This is a genomic window from Halorubellus litoreus (genome assembly GCF_037081675.1).
Lineage (GTDB): Archaea > Halobacteriota > Halobacteria > Halobacteriales > Natrialbaceae > Halorubellus > Halorubellus litoreus.
Window position 1 is genome coordinate 830,168 of record NZ_JAZAQL010000001.1, and the last position, 17,277, is coordinate 847,444.

At 67.8% G+C, this 17,277-nt stretch carries 19 protein-coding genes; 10 read left to right on the forward strand and 9 right to left on the reverse strand.

The genetic code is table 11. From position 1 onward, the window contains the following. Nucleotides 1-104 precede the first annotated feature (104 nt). Both VYJ16_RS04230 and VYJ16_RS04235 read left to right on the forward strand, forming a co-directional pair. Nucleotides 105-737 (forward strand): Hsp20/alpha crystallin family protein, encoded by a 633-nt coding sequence (locus tag VYJ16_RS04230; RefSeq protein ID WP_336349058.1) that lies wholly within the window; start codon nt 105-107, stop codon nt 735-737. Between the two features lie 47 nt (nt 738-784). Next, nucleotides 785-1,021, forward strand: coding sequence for a DUF8132 family protein (locus VYJ16_RS04235; RefSeq protein WP_227132555.1), 237 nt, complete (start codon nt 785-787; stop codon nt 1,019-1,021). A gap of 190 nt (nt 1,022-1,211) precedes the next feature. Here the strand turns inward: VYJ16_RS04235 and VYJ16_RS04240 are convergent, their stop codons facing one another. Next, the gene (locus VYJ16_RS04240) at nt 1,212-2,960 is read right to left on the reverse strand and encodes a MutS-related protein (protein WP_336349059.1); all 1,749 of its coding nucleotides are present in this window, start codon (nt 2,958-2,960) and stop codon (nt 1,212-1,214) included. A gap of 122 nt (nt 2,961-3,082) precedes the next feature. Between VYJ16_RS04240 and VYJ16_RS04245 the strand changes: the two genes are divergently transcribed. Continuing rightward, the gene (locus tag VYJ16_RS04245) at nt 3,083-3,973 is read left to right on the forward strand and encodes a ribonucleotide-diphosphate reductase subunit beta (protein ID WP_336349060.1); all 891 of its coding nucleotides are present in this window, start codon (nt 3,083-3,085) and stop codon (nt 3,971-3,973) included. Between the two features lie 110 nt (nt 3,974-4,083). Here VYJ16_RS04245 and VYJ16_RS04250 read toward each other — a convergent pair whose 3' ends face one another. Next, on the reverse strand, nt 4,084-4,326 hold the full coding sequence (locus VYJ16_RS04250; protein WP_336349061.1) for a glutaredoxin family protein: 243 nt from the start codon (nt 4,324-4,326) through the stop codon (nt 4,084-4,086). 283 nt (nt 4,327-4,609) lie between these two features. Between VYJ16_RS04250 and VYJ16_RS04255 the strand changes: the two genes are divergently transcribed. The 4 genes from VYJ16_RS04255 (at nt 4,610) to VYJ16_RS04270 (ending at nt 7,360) form a co-directional block, all read left to right on the forward strand. Then, complete coding sequence (locus tag VYJ16_RS04255; RefSeq protein WP_336349062.1) at nt 4,610-5,164, forward strand: metal-dependent hydrolase; 555 nt, start codon at nt 4,610-4,612, stop codon at nt 5,162-5,164. 121 nt (nt 5,165-5,285) lie between these two features. Beyond that, a complete protein-coding gene (locus tag VYJ16_RS04260; protein WP_336349063.1) occupies nt 5,286-6,212 on the forward strand; it encodes a hypothetical protein in 927 nt (308 codons plus the stop codon). A gap of 26 nt (nt 6,213-6,238) precedes the next feature. Next, nucleotides 6,239-6,703 (forward strand): transporter, encoded by a 465-nt coding sequence (locus tag VYJ16_RS04265; protein ID WP_336349064.1) that lies wholly within the window; start codon nt 6,239-6,241, stop codon nt 6,701-6,703. Nucleotides 6,704-6,769: 66 nt separating this feature from the next. Then, nucleotides 6,770-7,360 (forward strand): DUF4112 domain-containing protein, encoded by a 591-nt coding sequence (locus VYJ16_RS04270; RefSeq protein ID WP_336349065.1) that lies wholly within the window; start codon nt 6,770-6,772, stop codon nt 7,358-7,360. A gap of 17 nt (nt 7,361-7,377) precedes the next feature. On the opposite strand, the gene VYJ16_RS04275 is transcribed toward VYJ16_RS04270, so the two are convergent. Then, a complete protein-coding gene (locus tag VYJ16_RS04275; protein WP_336349066.1) occupies nt 7,378-8,640 on the reverse strand; it encodes a hypothetical protein in 1,263 nt (420 codons plus the stop codon). 52 nt (nt 8,641-8,692) lie between these two features. Further along, nucleotides 8,693-10,537, reverse strand: coding sequence for a hypothetical protein (locus VYJ16_RS04280; protein ID WP_336349067.1), 1,845 nt, complete (start codon nt 10,535-10,537; stop codon nt 8,693-8,695). 439 nt (nt 10,538-10,976) lie between these two features. Here VYJ16_RS04280 and VYJ16_RS04285 point away from each other — a divergent pair, with 439 nt between their 5' ends. Further along, nucleotides 10,977-12,329, forward strand: coding sequence for a phosphoribosylamine--glycine ligase (locus VYJ16_RS04285; RefSeq protein ID WP_336349068.1), 1,353 nt, complete (start codon nt 10,977-10,979; stop codon nt 12,327-12,329). A 40-nt stretch (nt 12,330-12,369) separates the two neighbouring features. Here the strand turns inward: VYJ16_RS04285 and VYJ16_RS04290 are convergent, their stop codons facing one another. The 4 genes from VYJ16_RS04290 to VYJ16_RS04305 all read right to left on the reverse strand — a co-directional run bounded on the left by VYJ16_RS04290 (nt 12,370) and on the right by VYJ16_RS04305 (nt 15,407). Next, complete coding sequence (locus VYJ16_RS04290) at nt 12,370-13,047, reverse strand: cob(I)yrinic acid a,c-diamide adenosyltransferase (protein ID WP_336349069.1); 678 nt, start codon at nt 13,045-13,047, stop codon at nt 12,370-12,372. Nucleotides 13,048-13,110: 63 nt separating this feature from the next. Continuing rightward, complete coding sequence (locus VYJ16_RS04295) at nt 13,111-13,788, reverse strand: alpha/beta hydrolase (RefSeq protein WP_336349070.1); 678 nt, start codon at nt 13,786-13,788, stop codon at nt 13,111-13,113. Between the two features lie 112 nt (nt 13,789-13,900). Beyond that, nucleotides 13,901-14,236: a thioredoxin family protein gene (locus VYJ16_RS04300; protein WP_336349071.1), complete on the reverse strand. Its 336-nt coding sequence runs from the start codon at nt 14,234-14,236 to the stop codon at nt 13,901-13,903. A gap of 118 nt (nt 14,237-14,354) precedes the next feature. Further along, nucleotides 14,355-15,407 (reverse strand): transcription initiation factor IIB, encoded by a 1,053-nt coding sequence (locus VYJ16_RS04305; RefSeq protein WP_336349072.1) that lies wholly within the window; start codon nt 15,405-15,407, stop codon nt 14,355-14,357. A gap of 159 nt (nt 15,408-15,566) precedes the next feature. On the opposite strand from VYJ16_RS04305, the gene VYJ16_RS04310 reads away from it, so the two are divergent. Together VYJ16_RS04310 and VYJ16_RS04315 are read left to right on the forward strand one after the other, a co-directional pair. After that, on the forward strand, nt 15,567-16,316 hold the full coding sequence (locus tag VYJ16_RS04310) for a helix-turn-helix domain-containing protein (RefSeq protein WP_336349073.1): 750 nt from the start codon (nt 15,567-15,569) through the stop codon (nt 16,314-16,316). Nucleotides 16,317-16,373: 57 nt separating this feature from the next. Next, entirely contained in the window at nt 16,374-16,739 is a 366-nt protein-coding gene (locus VYJ16_RS04315) for a rhodanese-like domain-containing protein (protein WP_336349074.1), read from the forward strand. A 130-nt stretch (nt 16,740-16,869) separates the two neighbouring features. Here the strand turns inward: VYJ16_RS04315 and yciH are convergent, their stop codons facing one another. Further along, nucleotides 16,870-17,163: a stress response translation initiation inhibitor YciH gene (gene yciH / locus VYJ16_RS04320; RefSeq protein ID WP_166039521.1), complete on the reverse strand. Its 294-nt coding sequence runs from the start codon at nt 17,161-17,163 to the stop codon at nt 16,870-16,872. Between the last annotated feature and the right edge of the window lie 114 nt (nt 17,164-17,277).

Genomic DNA, 17,277 nt, shown 5'->3' on the forward strand with positions numbered 1-17,277 from the left:
AACGATGACAGACTGAAACAGCCCTAAAGGTGCGTCTGGCACCGTGCTAACTCGGTTCTCTACGTCTTTATCTCCTCACACGGCGTACGTGGTGGTGATTACAAATGCGAAACTTCGACGAAATGAGCCGGATGTTCGAGGAGATGGACCGAATGTTCGACGGCATGTGGATGGACCGCACGTTCGGCGACCGCACACCCATGCTCGAAGGGCGTTCGACCCCCACCCTCGAGGGTCGCACGACCGACGGCATCGAGCACATGACGAACCTCCACGAGGAGGACGACATGTACGTGTTCGTCATGGACCTCCCCGGGTTCGAGAAGGACGAAATCGACCTCGTCTACCACGACGGCCACCTCAAGATCTCCGCGGTGACCGAGATCAGCGAGGAGTCCGAGACGTCGTACGTCCGGCACTCGCGCAGCACGAACGAGACGGTCGCCATCCCTGGCGAGATCGACGTCGACGGCATCGAGGCATCCTACCACAACGGCGTCCTCGAGGTCACCCTCCCCATGCTCGAGGGCGAACGCGACCTCGGTCACGACATCGACATCCGCTATACGACGTTCACCTCGGCGTCGAGTTGGGACGCTTCGGTACGGTCGCTTCGGACCCCGGGTCGACTCAGGGCCCGCCGAGTCTCGGGGGCGAGACACAGACCCGACGTATTCTATTTCGAGCATCAAATCTTCGACCCGCCTACGGTTTTAATATACGCAATCAATTGGTAAGGAAATATTAGATACCTTTAGGCATCTCGCAGATTACCGTTGATGATATGGGTCGGAAATTCGGCGCCTGTCTCGGCACGATCGGACTGCTCACCACCAGCATCGCCTCGTGGTTCCTGATGAAAGGACCGTTCCTCGGGACCGGCCTCCCGGAGACCGAGTACCTGCTCGGCGCGATCGCACTCCTGCTCGTCGGACTCGTGCTGCTCCGGAGCGGACTCAGTTCGCTCATCCACCACCGCGGGAGCACCGACCGCGTCATCATCAGCAACAAGAAGACCTGACCGGTAACGGCCAGACACAGGAACCGCCCCGACACCCGGCCCCGTCGACCCACCACCCCCACCCGAACCCTCACGCGGACCGGACCCATCCGGGTCCACACCCACACCACTCGGAAACCCACACCTTCCCCCGAATCGTCGTGGACCACCCACGACGACCCCCCATCCTCGACGACGACACCACCCGTTCCTAGGACTCGCTCCACCGTGCATCGGCGAGCGTCCGCTGCACGACCTCGTGCCCGACCGCCTCCGCGAGCGTCTCGAACCCCGCGCGCTCCGACCGGTCGTCCGCGTTCGCCACCAGCCGCGACACGATGAACTCCGGCGTCGACCGCCCGACCTGCCCGAACCGCGGCTGATAATCCACCTCCAGCTCCAACTCCGGCGTCAACCCCTCAGCGAAGATACCGTCCACGCGCGCCGTCCCCGGGAGCGGCTCCAGGTCGTCCGCGAGATGCGTCACGAACGTCCCCAGCGCCGCCTTCTCCACCGTCAACGTCACCAGCCCATGCAGGAGGTCCGCGGCACTCCCCGGTTCCGTGATCGCCTCGAACTCGTCGACGAGCATCAACGTCCGGCCCTCCGCGGTCAACGGCGGGACGACGTTCCGGAGCGTCGACTCGAGGACGCCCGCGTTGAAACTCGCGTGCCGCCGATGGAACACCACCGAGTCGAACTGGCCGACGGCAGCACGGTCCGCGGGCACCGGCAGCCCCATGTGCGCGAGCAGGACGACCTGGCAGAGCGTCTCCAGGAGCGTCGTCTTCCCACCGGAGTTCGCGCCAGTGAGCACGCTCACGCGCTCGCGCCCCGGTGGCGCCGCGAGGGCGTGCTCGCCGAGCGCGTACCGGATCGGCTGCACCGACTCCCCGTCGTTCGCAGCGAGCGTCAGATTCCGTGCCCCCTCGACCGCGACCGCGTCCTCGACGAACTCGGGAGCGGTCAGGTCGAACGCCGCCGCGAACCGCGCGAGCGACAGCTCGAACGCGACGTCGTCGACCGCCGCGACCGCCCGGTCGACGTCCTCGCGCGCGTCCGCGACCGCACCCTGGAGTTCCACGCGAACCTCGCGCTCGCGCTCCTCGACCGCCTCCCGCCGGTTCGCCGAGAGCACTCGCAGCGCCTCGTTCACGAAGTCCGTCGCATCCCGCGCCTCCTCGGGTGCCGCGTCGCGGACCGTCGTCGCCTCCACGCCCGTCTCCGCACAGACGTGGTCGACGAACGCGTCCTGGAACCCGCCAGCAGTTCGGGCGCCGTCCCCGCGGATGGCCTCGACGACCGACCCCGCGTTCGCCTCGAGCGTCTCGACGGCCGCGACCTGCTCGCGGAGGTCGTCCAGGCGGTCGTCCGCACCGGTCGCGACGTGTCCCTCGCGGAGCGCGCCCAGCGCACGCGACGCGTCCACGAGCGCGTCGCGGTTCAACCCCGAGAGTGGCGCGAACACGCCGTCGTCGTCGACGACGTCCGCGTCGAGGAGCGCGATCGCCGCCTCGACGCTCGCCTTCTCCCCGCCATCGGCGTCGTCGTACGCGTCGAACGCCGCCACCACCGCCTCCCGTTCGTCGTCCGACAGCGCCTCCCAGGACGCACGTGCCGCCTCCACGTCCGCGAGTCGGTCCCGCATCGCGTCCCGGTCGGAAAGCGGTGTCAGGACGTGGATGGCGTCCGCCGCCCGCGCCGTCAACGCGAACGACCCGGCGACCGACAGCAGGTCCTTGTACACCTCGCGTGCGTCACTCGTCGCGAGCACGTCCATCCCCGACCCACCCGTCGCTCGGCGGAGGATACGCGTCGCTCGTCCACGCGGCACGCCCGCGTCGACGAGCGCCCTGACGTCCCCGGCTTCGATGGCGTCGATCGCCGCGTCCACGCCCAGTTCCTCGACGAGCAACGCCCGCGTCTTCGGGCCGACCCCCCAGTACTCCTCCAGTCGCATACCACAAGCCTGCGAGCGCGACGTAATCAAAACCCCGCAACCGTCTCACGTCACCGCGACGACCGGGGGACCCGGGACCGAGCCCCGGGGGATTGATTTCGCGAGCGCACCAACCGCTACGCATGACCGAGGACGCGCTGCGGGCTGGCATCGACGAGGACGCGAGTTCGTTCCGGTACTATCGCAACGCCGTCTCCCGGCACTGGGACCCGGTGGACGTCGACCTCGACGTGGACGTCGACCGCGTCGCGGACCTGGACGCGGCGGCGTTCGATTCGCTCCGCCGGACGCTCGCGCTGTTCGGCGCGGGCGAGGAGGCGGTCACGGAGGACCTGTCGCCGCTCGCGGTCGTCCTCGAGGACGTCAACGACCAGTTGTTCCTGACGACACAGCTCTACGAGGAGGCCAAGCACGCGGAGTTCTTCCATCGGTACTGGACGCGCGTCATTCACGAAGCCGAAGACCGCCGCGGCCTGGAGCGCTCGAACCCCCACGATCCGGCGTGGTTCAACGACGCGTACGACGAGCTCTTCGAACGCAACGAGGCGGCGATGACTCGACTGCTCGACGACGATACGCCCGAGAACCGCGCCCGAGCGTACTGTCACTACCACCTGACGGTCGAGGGCATCCTCGCGCAGACGGGGTACTACGGCGTGCAGACGTCGTTCAGTGGCGACGTCGAGGGACTCCCGGAGCTCCCGGGGCTCGTCGAGGGGTTCTCGAAGATACGGAGCGACGAGGGACGCCACGTCGGGTTCGGGATGCGGAAGCTGAAGGACCTGGTCGGTGCGGGCGACGTGTCGCCGTCGCTCCTGCACGAGTTGACCGGCGAGCTCGCGATGCTCGTCCAGGACGCGGTGTCGGCGGCGTCGGACGACGACGCGGTCGCCGTGGGCGCCGAGGACCTCGCGTCGTACGCCGCGCGGAAGCACGCCGAGCGCATGGAGCAGATCGTGGACGCGGCGAAGGACGTGCCGGACGTGGAGACGTTGACCGAACTCGACGGGTGACCGGCGGTCGTCCGGACGACTGACGGGCCCCCTCGTGGCCGACGGCCGTCCTGACGGGACAGCTGGAGCTCTTGGACCGGGTCAGCCGTTCACGGTGCTGCGTCGGCCGCTCACTCGCCGTACGTGGTGTCGAGGTACTCGAGGATGTTCGCGGATTCGTTCATCGTGACGCCGTGGGCGTCGTCGACGAGGACGGGCACGGCGCGCTGGCCGGAGACGCGCTTGACATCGTTGCGCGCGGAGTGCATGGCGTCGACCCAGACGGACTCGTAGTCGAGGTCGAGTTCGTCCATGCGGTCCGCGACCTTCTCGCACCACGGGCAGCCGTCGAGCTGGTAGAGTGTTCGCGTCACGCGCCCTCGTAGGTCCCGGTCGTAGAAGGGTCTGGGGGTCCAGTCGGCGTCGCGCGTGAGTGCCATGCCGGCGTCGCACGTGAGTGCCGTGTCGGCGTCGGTGTGGGGCGAGCAGCCGGGCCGTGGGGCGTGACGCGACGGCGGCCCGGGCTCCCGCCTCGACCGTCGCGTCGCACGCGTCAGGTGACGGTGGCGTTGGCCGCGGCTTCGTACTTGAACGCTCGGGTGGTTGGATGGAGCGTCGACGACGACGTTTTGCCGCTGAGAGCGGTACGTATGGGTGATGATGGCGACGACGCACGCGTTCGTCGGGCTGGCGTTGGCGAGCGCGTACGCCGCGGCGGGTGGGGAGTACGCGACGGCCGCCGCAGCGGGTGCGCTCGCAGGGGGTGTGTTCCCGGACGTCGACCTCCTCGCTGAGCACCGGAAGACCCTGCACTTCCCCGAGTACTACGCGGTGCTCGGGGTCCTGGCGGTCGTGGTCGCCGCTGTCGCGACCGTGCCCGTGACCGTGGGCGTGGCGGGGTTCCTTGTGTCCGCGGCGGTGCACTCGGCGAGCGACGTCTTCGGTGGGGGGACGGAGGCGCGGCCGTGGCTCGCGCAGGACGACCGTGGCGTGTTCCTGCACACGCAGGGGCGGTGGGCTCGACCGCGGCGCTGGGTGCGGTACGACGGGGCGCCGGAGGACCTCGCGGTCGCCGTCGCGTTCGCGGTCCCGGGGTGGGTCGCGTTCGACGGCTGGATTCGAGAGGCCGTGGTCGCGGGTGTCGTGGTGTCGGTGGGGTACGTGCTCGTGCGTAAACGACTGCCAGCGCTCGAGGAACGGTACCTCCAGTAGGGCCGATGTCCGTGGGTTGCTTTCGCACGCAGGGTGTATCTCCAACGAACCGGACCTCAGAAATTAAAACGCGCCAACAGATGAGTGAAATTTATGGTGTTGGGGTGCGATGGTTTCTCCAATGGCACAGCGAGAGGACCGAGCCGAGGAGTTCGTCGAGGTGCGGATTCCCGCGGCACTCGCCGACCGCATCGACAACGTCTACGCGGAGTGTCGAGGGTACGACTCCTCGTCGATGCAGGAGAGCCTGAGCGTGCTCTGCGACATCGCGGCCGGTCGTCTCGACGTCCCGGGAGAGACCGCGCTCGACCGCGTCGACCGTACCAGCGTGCCCGAGGACGACGCTGCGGCGGACCCGACGACGGAACTGGCGTCCCCGACGGGCGTCGTCGCCGAGTTGAGCGACGAACGCCGCGCGAACATCGACGCGGCGTTCCCGACGCGCTGGAGTGCGGATTCGACGGTCGCGGCGCGCCTGACGGCTGTCGTCGACCGGTACGTGCAGAACCCGGAGGGGATGCCGGACGCGGACGCTCGCGAAGCCGATGCGCTACACGTCGTCGGGGAACGCGAAGGACTGTCGCCCGACGAACTCCGCGAGCAACTCGTCACGGCCCTCTACGGGAACACCGGACTTCCGGACGACCTCGCCGGCGAGTTCTTCAGTGAGGCGCTCGCGACCGTCGAGGAGGCGGCGTCAGCGGCCACCGAGACCGACGACGACGCGTCGTCGACCGTCGACGCGGACCTCGACGGCCCGGATTCCCCGATATTCGACGACGACGGGCCACCCGCGCTCACGGACGGGCCGCCGGCGAAGCCCGCGCAGCCGGCGAGCGACCTCGACCCGGAGGCGGCGTTCGACTCGCCGACGGACGAGGTCACGGTGGATTCGCTGCTCGCCGACGAGGCGGCGCCGACGGCGCGCTGCGAGCGCTGCGAGGCGTACCACGAGGTCGACGACCTGGAGACCGTCATCGGGTCGGCGTCGTCGACCATCGAGTTACTATGCGGGTCGTGCGCGGCCGCCGTAGAGGAGAAGGATTAACGGGGCGGCGGGCGGACGGTATCCGCATGGCTATCGTCGAAGTCGTCGTTCGCGCGATCCATCTGGTCGTCGCGGCGATGTGGGTGGGGTCGGTGTCGTTCTTCGCGTTCGGCGTGCTCCCGCTGGCTCGAGAGGGGTCGTTGAACGCTGCGCCACTGGAACGGTTCACGCAGCGACTGCAGGTCGGGTCGCGGCTCGCGTCGGTCCTCTTGCTCCTCTCGGGCGGATACATGATCTCGCTGGCTGGGTACGAGACGTCGTCGTTGGTGTCGTCGACGAGCGGGCATCTCGTCCTCGCGATGGTGGTGCTCTGGCTGGCGTTGACGGGACTCGTCGAGGTCGGTGCGTCGAGGGTGCTCGAGGGTGCGGAGGACCTGAAGGTGCGGACGCCCGCGAAGCGCGCGACAGCGATACTGCGTGCGGCGACGTTCGTGGGCGTCCTGCTGTTGGTCGACGCGGTCCTCATCCGGTTCGCGCCGGCGTTGTTCTGAGGGCGCGAGTTCGACGGCTGATTCTTGGGCCCGGTCTTCTTCAGTCGTGATGCCGTAGGTCGGGGTATGACTGGTGACGACCGCGACCCGTTCGCGGAGCCCTACGACGGCCCGGTACCGGATGGCGTCGACGAGGCGGCGGTCGACCGGATGCGTCTCGTCGCGAAGGTGATGGACGACGCGGTGCGGCTCCCGGGGACGGACTTCCGCGTGGGCGCGGACCCGGTGCTCGGTGTCCTCCCGGGCGTCGGTGACGTCGTCGCGGCGGGCGTGTCGATGTACATCGTGCTGGAGTCCGCGCGCCTCGGGGTGTCGTACGGGACGCTCGTTGAGATGCTCGCGAACGTCGCGATAGACGTCGCGGGTGGTGCGATTCCGTACGTCGGCACGGTCGTGGACGTGATGTTCAAGTCGAACCAGCGGAACCTCGCGCTCGCGCTCGACGACCTCGCCGAGGGCGCGTCGGACACGGTGTTCGCGAGCGTCGAGGACGCGGCGACGGACGCGCTCGAAGGCGCGGCGGACGCGACCGAGGAGGTCGTGGACGCCGCAGCGGACGCCGCGAGCGGGGACGAGACGGTCGGTGCGGGGACGACGGCGGAGCGGGACGGGCCGGTGGAGATACCGATCGAGGTCGAGGACGAGGACGTGGAGTGAGTACCTGAGCGCGCCGGTCAGCGCGCGGTCGCGCGCCGGAGGCGGTCGGCGACGTGCTCGGGTCGGTCGACGTACGCGAGCGTCTGCCGGTAGAACCCGTACGGTCGCTGGTCGACGTCGAGGTCGCTCCGGTCGAGGGTGACCGCGGCCGCGTCCGTGCCGGGTGGCGCCAGCCAGTGCCCGCGTTCGACGGAGACGTCGTGGATCGCGTCGAGGGGTGCGCGCCACTGGACGGCGTCGAGGCGCGTGTCGTACGCGACGAGTTCGTCCTCGTACAGTCGGTACTCCGTCGTCGCGAACGCGAGGTCGAAGTGCGCGACGCCCGCGAGCCCGAACCCGACCGCGGTCACGGCGAGCGCGGTGGCGACGCCGACGACGAACGCCGGCATCAGGTCGAGTCCGAAGGCGCCACCGACGAGGGAGACGCCGGGAGCGAAGAAGATGATCGAGATGACTCGATACTTGATGTTGCCGAAGCCCAATTCGATCCGGGGGAGGATGCCGTCGAGGAGTCCGGCAATCCTGACCGCACGCCGATCAGGACGGAACACCTCACTGGGGCGTCCCGCGGGGGCCGCGAGTTCGAACGAATCAGCGGGCGTGGGCGACGCGTCCCGGCGCCGTTCGTACGCGACCCGTCCCAGTACGACGAGGACTGCGATCGTCGCGAATAACGTGGAGGCGTCGAAGGGCGCGTCGGCATGAAAGGTATCGACGACGACGACCGGGAACGGTATGAGTAACGAACCCATCCAGGAACGGGACGGGCGGGTCCGAGCGGCCGGTGGACGCGGCGAGTGGACGAACCGACGGAACGCCGTTCCGTGTTTCACGACGACCGCCAGTCCCCCGGCGGCGAGGACTGCACTCGTCGGCCACGACAGCACCGAGAACGGCGGGTCGAGGGCTCTCGTCGCGAGAACGACGACGGCGACGGAGGCAAACGCCAGGGCGACGGCGCACACCAACGTTATCTTGAAGTTGTGGACGGCAACCCTCGGTAGCCAGCCGACCGGCTTCAGCGTGCCGAGCTTCGCTGTCAGGAACCTGAACGACCCGGGGTCACCGTTCCGTCGGAGCGCAGGCGGCTCCAGCGGCGAATACGTCTCCCGTGGCGCGGCAAACACCGTCTCGACGCTCTGTCGAAGCAGCCCCACGAACAGGTCGGCCCAGTAGAGCAACAGCACGACGTACAGCGAGAACGGATGCACCGCGACCGCCGCGAGCGCGACCGCATCGACGGCGAACGCGGGGACGCGGCCGAAGCGACCAGAGGACATATTTATCAGTTTGGTCATGGGGTAAAAATCCTGTCGAGGACCGTCCGTCAGGTCAGCAGGGGTCGATCTCCGAGATGACGTCTCCGTTGCAGAGGTCGTCCTTCACGTCACGGTAACCGAAGTACTGCGAAATGAACTGGGTGAGGGCCTCCGCCACAACCGCGCACACGACCGCTGCCGGAAGTGCCGCGATGAAGTAGACGCAGGCCGCCGACGTCACCTCGGAGACGATGATATCACGGAGTACGACGGCGAAGAACACGCAGAACGCACACCCCGCGCCGGTATCGAGCGCCTCAAAGAAACCGTTGCTCGCCAGACTGACCAGGGTCACAGCGGGAGCCATGGCGATCCGCCATATCAGCTTCGGGGCCCACTGTTCTTTCCACGGAAGATCATCCGCGAGGCCCGCAATCAGGTATGGCGACGATATGACGATGTTCTGTGCGGTTACGGCGACCTGGTCCATATGCCCCTTGAACACGCCCCATAGCCGCTTCGCCGCATCGTAGGCGTCTGCGCCGATATCCGTCAGGAGGTCCTTCACGTCATTCAGGAACGAGAGGAAACCCTGCGTTCGAACGTCTTCGGGGGTCAAGCGAGCCTCTAGGTCGCCGAGATCAGATGGCTTCACTTGCTTGTCGGGGTTCGCCGTCTCGGCGAACAGCTCCGCGGTGTACTCCACGTCGGGCGTAGCTGGTTCGGACTCCGAGCGACTGACCGTCATCGTTTCGCTCTCTCGACGAAGCTTGTCGACGGTCGGACCGACGGGGAGGATTACGGCGTCGATCGTCACCTGCTCGTTACGCTCGAAGTGCTTGTATAGAACGCTGGCGTGCTCGATACCGCGAGGCGTCTGTCGGACGGACAGCACGGCACTGTCGCCCTGCCCCGGGTCAGCGAGTTCGTGTTCGACCGACCGGACGGTCGTCGTGTCGCCGGACCTCACTTCCTGGCCCGCAATACCGGCGGCGTCATATCGGACGCGCCCCGACGCGATATCGACGAGCCGCTGGAACGCGTCCGTCCGCTCGACTTTCGCTGCCGCCTGGAGCGTGGTCGACTTCTCGGCCGACGGATACTCGTTCCGCGAGAGCTGGACGGACAGGTCGTCGATCACGATCCGTTCCAAGTCACCGAACGGGACGGCCGTCACCGACTCGCCCGCGGACACCGAGAGGTCGGCCACGTCATACGCCTCGTGATCGACGACCAGCCCGTTCGTCGTCTCGACACTGACCCTCGCTCCGGCATCGCCGGGCGCACGGGCAACGATTTGATTCCGGTCGTCGTCAATCTCGACGCGAACACCGTTCGGGTGCTCAACTGCAGTCACCTGCCCGGCGTACCGTCGGACGGTTCGGCCCGTGAAGCGGGCCGCGCCACTGGTTCCGTGTGGCGCCACACTTTCGTCGACGTTACGCGTCGTTTCGACCGTGTACGCTTCCCGCGACGATCGAGCGGTGGCCTTGAACTCGTGTGGCCGCGTCGACGGTAGCACGTCGCTCGAATCGATGCGCGACCCGTTCCGGCGGATCGTCGCGTCACCGTCCAATTCGAAGTACGTGAGTTCGCCCGCGTACGACACGACATGCGTTTCGCGAGCCCGCCCGGTGGCGGTGCGTGCGTTCGGCCGGTCGATCGTGTCCTTGTCGACCGAGACAGCGCCGCTCGCGGACACGTCGTACTCGACCGTCCCGTTCGGCGAAATCTCAAGCGTGTTGTGCGGGAAAGCGTCGACATCGAACGGTTCGCCGTCGACGCGAACGCGCGCTTTGCCGTCGACCGAGAACGCCGTGAACTCGCCCGTGAAGCGGAACGTCCGCGTTTCGTCGGCGATAGACTCCGAGGCGACGCCATCAGTGAGTGCTGATTCTGGGGCGTCTTCAGCCTTCAAGAGCCCTGTGACGGCAATTTCGTACCGAGCCCGTCCCGCGGCGTGGATCTGGACGGTTCGTTCGGCCGCACTCTCCGTTTGGACGTCGCCGAACTGACGGACGTCATCGGCCGCCGCGAGTTCGCTCGCAGCACCCGTCCCGACGAGTCCAGTTCACCGATTGCACCAACTGATCCGAGAAGGTCTCTCCGAGAGACTTCCGAGTTCTGTTTAGACATCCAAGAAAAAGAGAGAATTAATGACTTTTAAATATTTTTATTTTATAAATTTATACATATACGGAGTGGAGTACATGGGCCAGATTTCCCCCCCCCACATGATAGAATTCATATCATGAATTAATTTTCGCCCAAACTTAGAATATCACTGAGACAGTCTCCGAACCCAAACCGGTCAGCCGTGCGAGAATGCTTTTCCGCCCTGCGGGAGTACCGCCGGTATGTCCCCGAGGAACTTCCTGTTCTGTTCGCTCGATGCGGCACTCTGCGGTGACCTCGCGTGGCAGGTCGGTCGGGAGGGCCACGACGTGAAGTACTACGTCGAGCACGACGCGGACCGCGACATCGCCGACGGGTTCGTCGAGAAGACCGACGACTGGCGCGGCGAGTTGGACTGGGCGAACGTCGTCGTGTTCGACGACATCTGGGTCGGCGACGAGGTCGGCACCGGCGAGCTCGCGGCGGAGCTGCGCGCGGACGGACACGCCGTCGTCGGCGGAACGCCCGCGACCGACCGCCTGGAGGACGACCGCGGGTACGCGATGTCCGTGCTCGAGGAGACCGGTATCGAGACCGTCGAGCACCGCGAGTTCACGGACTTCGACGACGCCATCGAGTACGTCCGGTCGAACCCGGCGCCGTACGTCGTCAAACCCCTCGGCGAGGTCCAGAACGTCAAACGACTCGTGTACGTCGGCCGGGAGCGCGACGGGAGCGACGTCGTGGACGTCCTCGAAGCGTACGAGTCCGCGTGGGGGCACCGCATGAAGGGGTTCCAGCTGCAGCGCCGCATCGACGGCGTCGAGGTCGCCGTCTGCGGGTTCTTCGACGGCAACGAGTTCGTCGACCCGATCAACTTCAACTTCGAGCACAAGAAGCTGTTCCCGGGGAACGTCGGACCCTCCACCGGCGAGATGGGGACGGCGATGTTCTGGGCTGGCCGGAACCGCCTGTTCGAGGAGACCCTCGGGAAGCTCGAGGAGTGGCTCGCCGACGAGGGGTACGTCGGCAGCATCGATCTGAACTGTATCGCGACCGACGACGGCGTCTATCCCCTGGAGTTCACGCCGCGCTTCGGGTATCCGACGATCGCGCTCCAGGAGGAGTCCATCCTCTCGGGGAGCGGCGAGTTCCTCCACGACCTCGCGCACGGCATGAATCCGGAGCCGACGGTGCATCGCGGGTTCCAGATCGCGGTGCGCGTGGTGCTGCCGCCGTTCCCGTTCGACGACGAGAAGACGTACGACGAGAGTTCGCGCAACGCCGCGCTCGTGTTCGACACCGAGGACGGTCGACCGCCCGAGGGCGTCCACATCGAGGACGCGAAGCGCGTGACGCCGGACGGGGAGCCCACTGCGGACCGCGACGGCGAGTGGCGGGTCGCGGGCGGGACCGGGATGCCGCTGGTCGTCACGGGGATGGGCGAGACGATGCAGGCGGCCCGCGAGCAGTGCTACGACCGCGTCGACCAGGTTCTCGTCCCGAACCTGTACTATCGCGACGACATCGGCGAACGGTGGATCGATGGCGAGGGCGACCGCCTGCACGCGTGGGGCTACCTCGGCCCGCAGTAGGCGTCGGCGACTGCGGTCGCTGGCCGGTGGACTCCCGGCGTCAGAACTCGGTTCCCTTGCGGGCGCGAACGCCGTCGTCGAACGGGTGACGCTGTTTCTTGACGTTCGTGACGAGGTCGGCGCGTTCGGTGACGTACGTGGGGTCGTCGTGGCCGCCGGTGAGGACGAGTTCGAGCGCGTCAGGCTTCGACTCGACGAGGTCGGCGACGGCGTCGGGCGCGACGAGGTCGCGGTTCGCGGCGTAACAGAGTTCGTCGAGGACGAGCATGTGGACGCCGTCGTCCGCGGGCGCTTCGAGGTCGAGTGGTTCGGTGAGGTCGGCGTCGTGCGCGGCGTCGATGAGCTCGCGGGCGCGCTCGAGGCCGCCCTGGGCGCGGGCTTCGTGGTCGACGTCGTCGGTGCCGTCGTTCATCGCGTGCCAGCCGTAGTGCCCGGAGTGCTCGTACGTGAACCCCGGGACGGCGTTGATGGCGTTGTACTCGCCGCGGACGTCCTCGACGCTCGCCGCGCCGCCCTTCATGAACTGGAGGAGGTGCACGCGGTAGCCGTGGCCGGCGGCGCGAAAGCCCATGCCGAGCGCGGCGGTCGTCTTCCCCTTCCCGTCACCCCACCAGACCTGCGTCCGCCCGAACTCCGCGGGCGCCGCAGGCTGGATGTCGTGTGCGTCGAGCGCACCAGCGTCGTCGGTTCCGTCGGGCGTATCGGCGTCGCGAGGCATACGTCGACGGTCGACCGCGGGTCGCTTCAGTCCTCGCCTTCTCGACGGCTCTTGTTCGGCGCGTCAGTCCGCGCCGTCGCGTGCGCCGTCGACGATGGCGATGGCGGCGTCGAGTTCGTCCTCGACGACGCCGTGCCCGATACCCTGATAGATTCGTTCGTCGACGTCCGCGCCGAGTCCCTCGAGGACCTCGGTGGTCTCGTGGACGCGCTCGAGTTCGATGTGGGGGTCGTTCTCGTCGCAGCCGACGAAGACCGGGGTGCCCGCGAGGTCGCCGTCGTCGGTCGCGTACCCTTCGATGGAGACCTCGGGCCCGATGAGGCCGCCGCTGAAGACGACGAGGCCACCGTAGCGCGCGGGATGCGTCGCGACGTACTCGCTCGAGAGGCACGCGCCCTGGGAGAACCCGAGGAGGACGACGTGCTCGCGCCCGACCGCGTCGACGGCCTCGGCGACGACGCCGTCGACCTTCGCGAGCCCGGAGTCCAGGCCGGGCTGGTTCGACTCGGTCGGCGCCGTGAACGGGTTCGGGTACCACGTCCGACCCGCAGCCTGTGGCGCGAGGGACGCGACGTCGTCGAACCCGAACTGCTGGGTGAGCTGGAGCATCGACTCCGCGGTCGCGCCGCGGCCGTGCGCGCAGACGACCGCGGCGGTCGCGTCCGCGAGGTCTGCACCAGCGGTCGCAACCGGCTGGTCGCCGTGCGGGTCGTCGCCACTGTGCGGGTTCCGGCCTCTCATCGCGCTCGCCCTCCGCGTCTCGACTTCGGACGTGTCATACCTCGAGTTACGGACGCGAGCGGTTTAGCCGGTTGCCTCCCGGTAGGGGCGATGCACTCGTTCGACGCCGCGTTCAGGCGGCCGTGGGTTCGTCGACGAACTCGAGGACGGCGTCGGCGGACTGGAAGCCGTCGGCGACCCGGCGGACGGGTTCGCCGTCCTCGTAGTACACGAGGAGCGGGACGCTCGTGACGTTCAGGCGCTCGACGAGCGGCGGGTCGTCGCGCGGGTTGACGAGCGCGACCGCGACGTCGGTCGCGCGAGCGACGTTCCCGAGCACCGGCTCCATGGACGCGCAGATACCGCAGCCGTCAGTGTAGGCTTCCAGCAGCACGCGGTCGTGCGATTCGAGGAACGCGTCGAGTTCGGCTTCGTCGGCGAGATACGTCGGTTTCTGGGAGTCACTCATCGGGGCATGATAGGGCGTCGAAGCGTTTCAATCCACGGCGGGGAGACGAGGAGCGAGTCAGTCCGCGGCGCCAGTCGTCCGCTCCGCGCTCAGTCCAGCGGCGACGCCGGCAGTCGATTCAGTCCGCGGCCTGCCCTTGCTGGGCGTTCTGGGCGGTGCGGAGGAGTTCGCGGTAGCGGTCGCGGATGGTGACCTCGCTGACGTCCGCGGCGTCACCGACTTCGCGCTGCGTGAGGTCTGCGTCCTCGAGGAGACCGGCGGCGTAGATGGCGGCGGCGGCGATACCGACGGGAGACTTCCCGGAGTGGACGGCCTCGCGCTTGGCGGTCTCGACGAGTTCGCGGGCGCGGCGTTCGACGGCGTCGGGGGCGTCGAGGTCGCTCGCGAACCGCGGCAGGTAGCTCGCGGGGTCCGCGGGCTGGACCTCCAGGGAGAGTTCGCGGACGATGTAGCGGTACGTGCGCGTGAACTCCTGTTCGTCGACGCGGGAGACGCGCGTCACCTCGTCGACGGTGCGCGGCGACCCGGCCTGGCGGGCGGCGGCGTGCAGGCTCGCGGTCGCGACGCCCTCGATGCTGCGCCCGGGCAGGAGGCCGTCCTCGAGCGCGCGCCGGTAGACGACGCTCGCGGTCTCCCGGACGTTCTTCGGGAGCCCCAGCGCCGACGCCATGCGGTCGATCTCGCCGAGGGCCTGCTTGAGGTTGCGTTCCTGGCTGTCGCGCGTGCGGAAGCGCTCGTCCCACGTCCGCAGGCGCTGCATCTGCTTTCGCTTCTGCGCGGAGAGGCTGTTCCCGTACGCGTCCTTGTTCTGCCAGCCGATGGTGGTCGAGAGCCCGTCGTCGTGCATCATCTTCGTGGTGGGGGCGCCGACGCGGGACTTCTCGTCCTTCTCGCTGGCGTCGAACGCGCGCCACTCCGGGCCGCGGTCGACCTCGTCCTCGCTGACGACGAGCCCGCAGTCCTCGCAGACGGTCTCGCCGCGCTCCTCGTCGACCGCGAGGTGCCCGCTGCACTCGGGGCACGTCGTCACGCTCTCGTCGTGCTCGTGCTCGCGTTCGTCGGCCTCGTCGGCCTCGTCGGCCTCGTTCGCCCGGGCGCGTGTACCTGGTCGCGTCCGCGTCGGGCTCTCGTCCGCTCGCGAGCGTCGAGTGTCGAAGCGTTGGGTCGTCATACACACTCGTTTCTCGGACAGCCCCGAATAGGTTCGTTCGGCATTTGCCAAACGGCCTGGTCGAGTGAGAGGGGGAGCCACCACTCACGTCCCGCGATTATCATCACTTAAATAACCACCGGCGAAACAGTTAGGTTGGCATATGCCAAACGAACGGGCGTGAGAGAGTACGTCTTCACGCTCGAGTACGACCGCGGCGTCGACCCCATCGCGGACGTCTTCATCGACCACCCCGAAGCCATCGCGCGCTCGGTCGCCTGCAACGTCGTCGGCGAGGACATGTGGCGCATCGACCGATTCAGCGGTCCCGAGCACGCCATCGACGCCCTCGAAGAGCTCGTGCTCGACGCGAACCGGTGCAACGAATGCCCCGAAGGCGCCTGCGACTCCTACCGCGAACACGAACTCCTCGAGACCAACGCGACGACCGCCACCGTCTACACGTACCGCCAGGGCATCGACGCCTGCCCCGCCCTGCCCTACCCCGCGAGCGAGCACCTCGGCCCCGGCCTCTTCTTCGAGACGCGGCGCCGCGGGAACGAGTACGTCTGGCGCATCCTCACGCGCGACGACACCGGCGCCGGCGAACTCTTCGACCACGTCCGCGACTCGTTCCCCGACAGCATCGGTATCTCCCTCAGTCAGACCGGCGACCCCACGCACTGGGGCGACGGCGACGACGACCGCGACGAACTCCCCTACGAGCAACGCGCCGCGCTCGAAGCCGCCGTCGACGCCGGATACTACCAGACTCCGCGCGAGAGCACGCTCGCCGAGGTCGCCGAGGACGCCGGCATCCCGCGGTCGACGCTCCAGTACCGCCTCCAGAACGCCGAGACGTGGCTCGCCACCGAGTTCACCGAAGGCTGCCTCGGCGTCGACGACGACGTCCCCGAACGCGCACCCTGACGGATCCAGGGAGAGAGCGCGCTCCTTAACACCGCGCCCACCATAGGACGCCTACGAATGGACGGCGAAGTCGCCCCCGATGACGTCGAAACGCTCCGCGCAGCCGACGACGTCGACCTCTGTATCGTCGACATCAGGAATCCCTCGAGCTACGCCCGCGGCCACATCCCCGGGTCGCGGAACGTGCCACTGCCCGAACTCACGAACGCCGTCGACGCGCTCCCCGACGCCGACCGCGTCGTCACCGTCTGCCCGCACGGCAAATCGAGCGTGCAGGCCGCACGCCTCATCGCGTCCTACGAGGGCGTCGACGCCCCCGTCGAGAGCATGGCCGGCGGCCTCACCGCGTACGACGGCGAACTAGCCACCGGCACGCCCGACGCCGACGGCGACGCCACCGACGGCCCCAGCGCGCCCTTCTAACGCCGTCGCTCGCGGTCGTCCGAACTCGCTTCTGACGCTCTCGCTGCCACCGCAGCACTCCTCGACGCACCGAACGGGACCGGCGGCGCTAGCGCTCGCGAGTGGTGAACGAACCGGAAGGAGAGGGAGGTCAGGCGACGTTGAATCCGCGGTCGCGGAGGAAGTCCTCGATGCGGCCCGAGTGGTTCCCCTGGAGTTCGATGTGGCCGTCCTCGACGGTCCCGCCACAGGCGAACTTGGACTTCAGGTCCGACGAGAGGGAGTCGATGTCGACGTCCTTCGATTCGAACCCTTCGATGACCGTTACCTCTTTCCCGTATCTGCGCTCGTCAATGCGGATGGTTATCTCCGTATCTCCCTTGGCCACGTCCTCGCAGACGCAGAGTTCCTCGGGGAGCCCGCACGTCGAGCAGACTTCCGACATTACGATTCGAAGTTACGGCGTCGTCATATTAAACACTATCGGGACTCCGGGACCCGAATAAAACTCGAACCCGGACGCGTCGGCGCGTTTCCGGGGGGTTCGCCGGGATAAGGC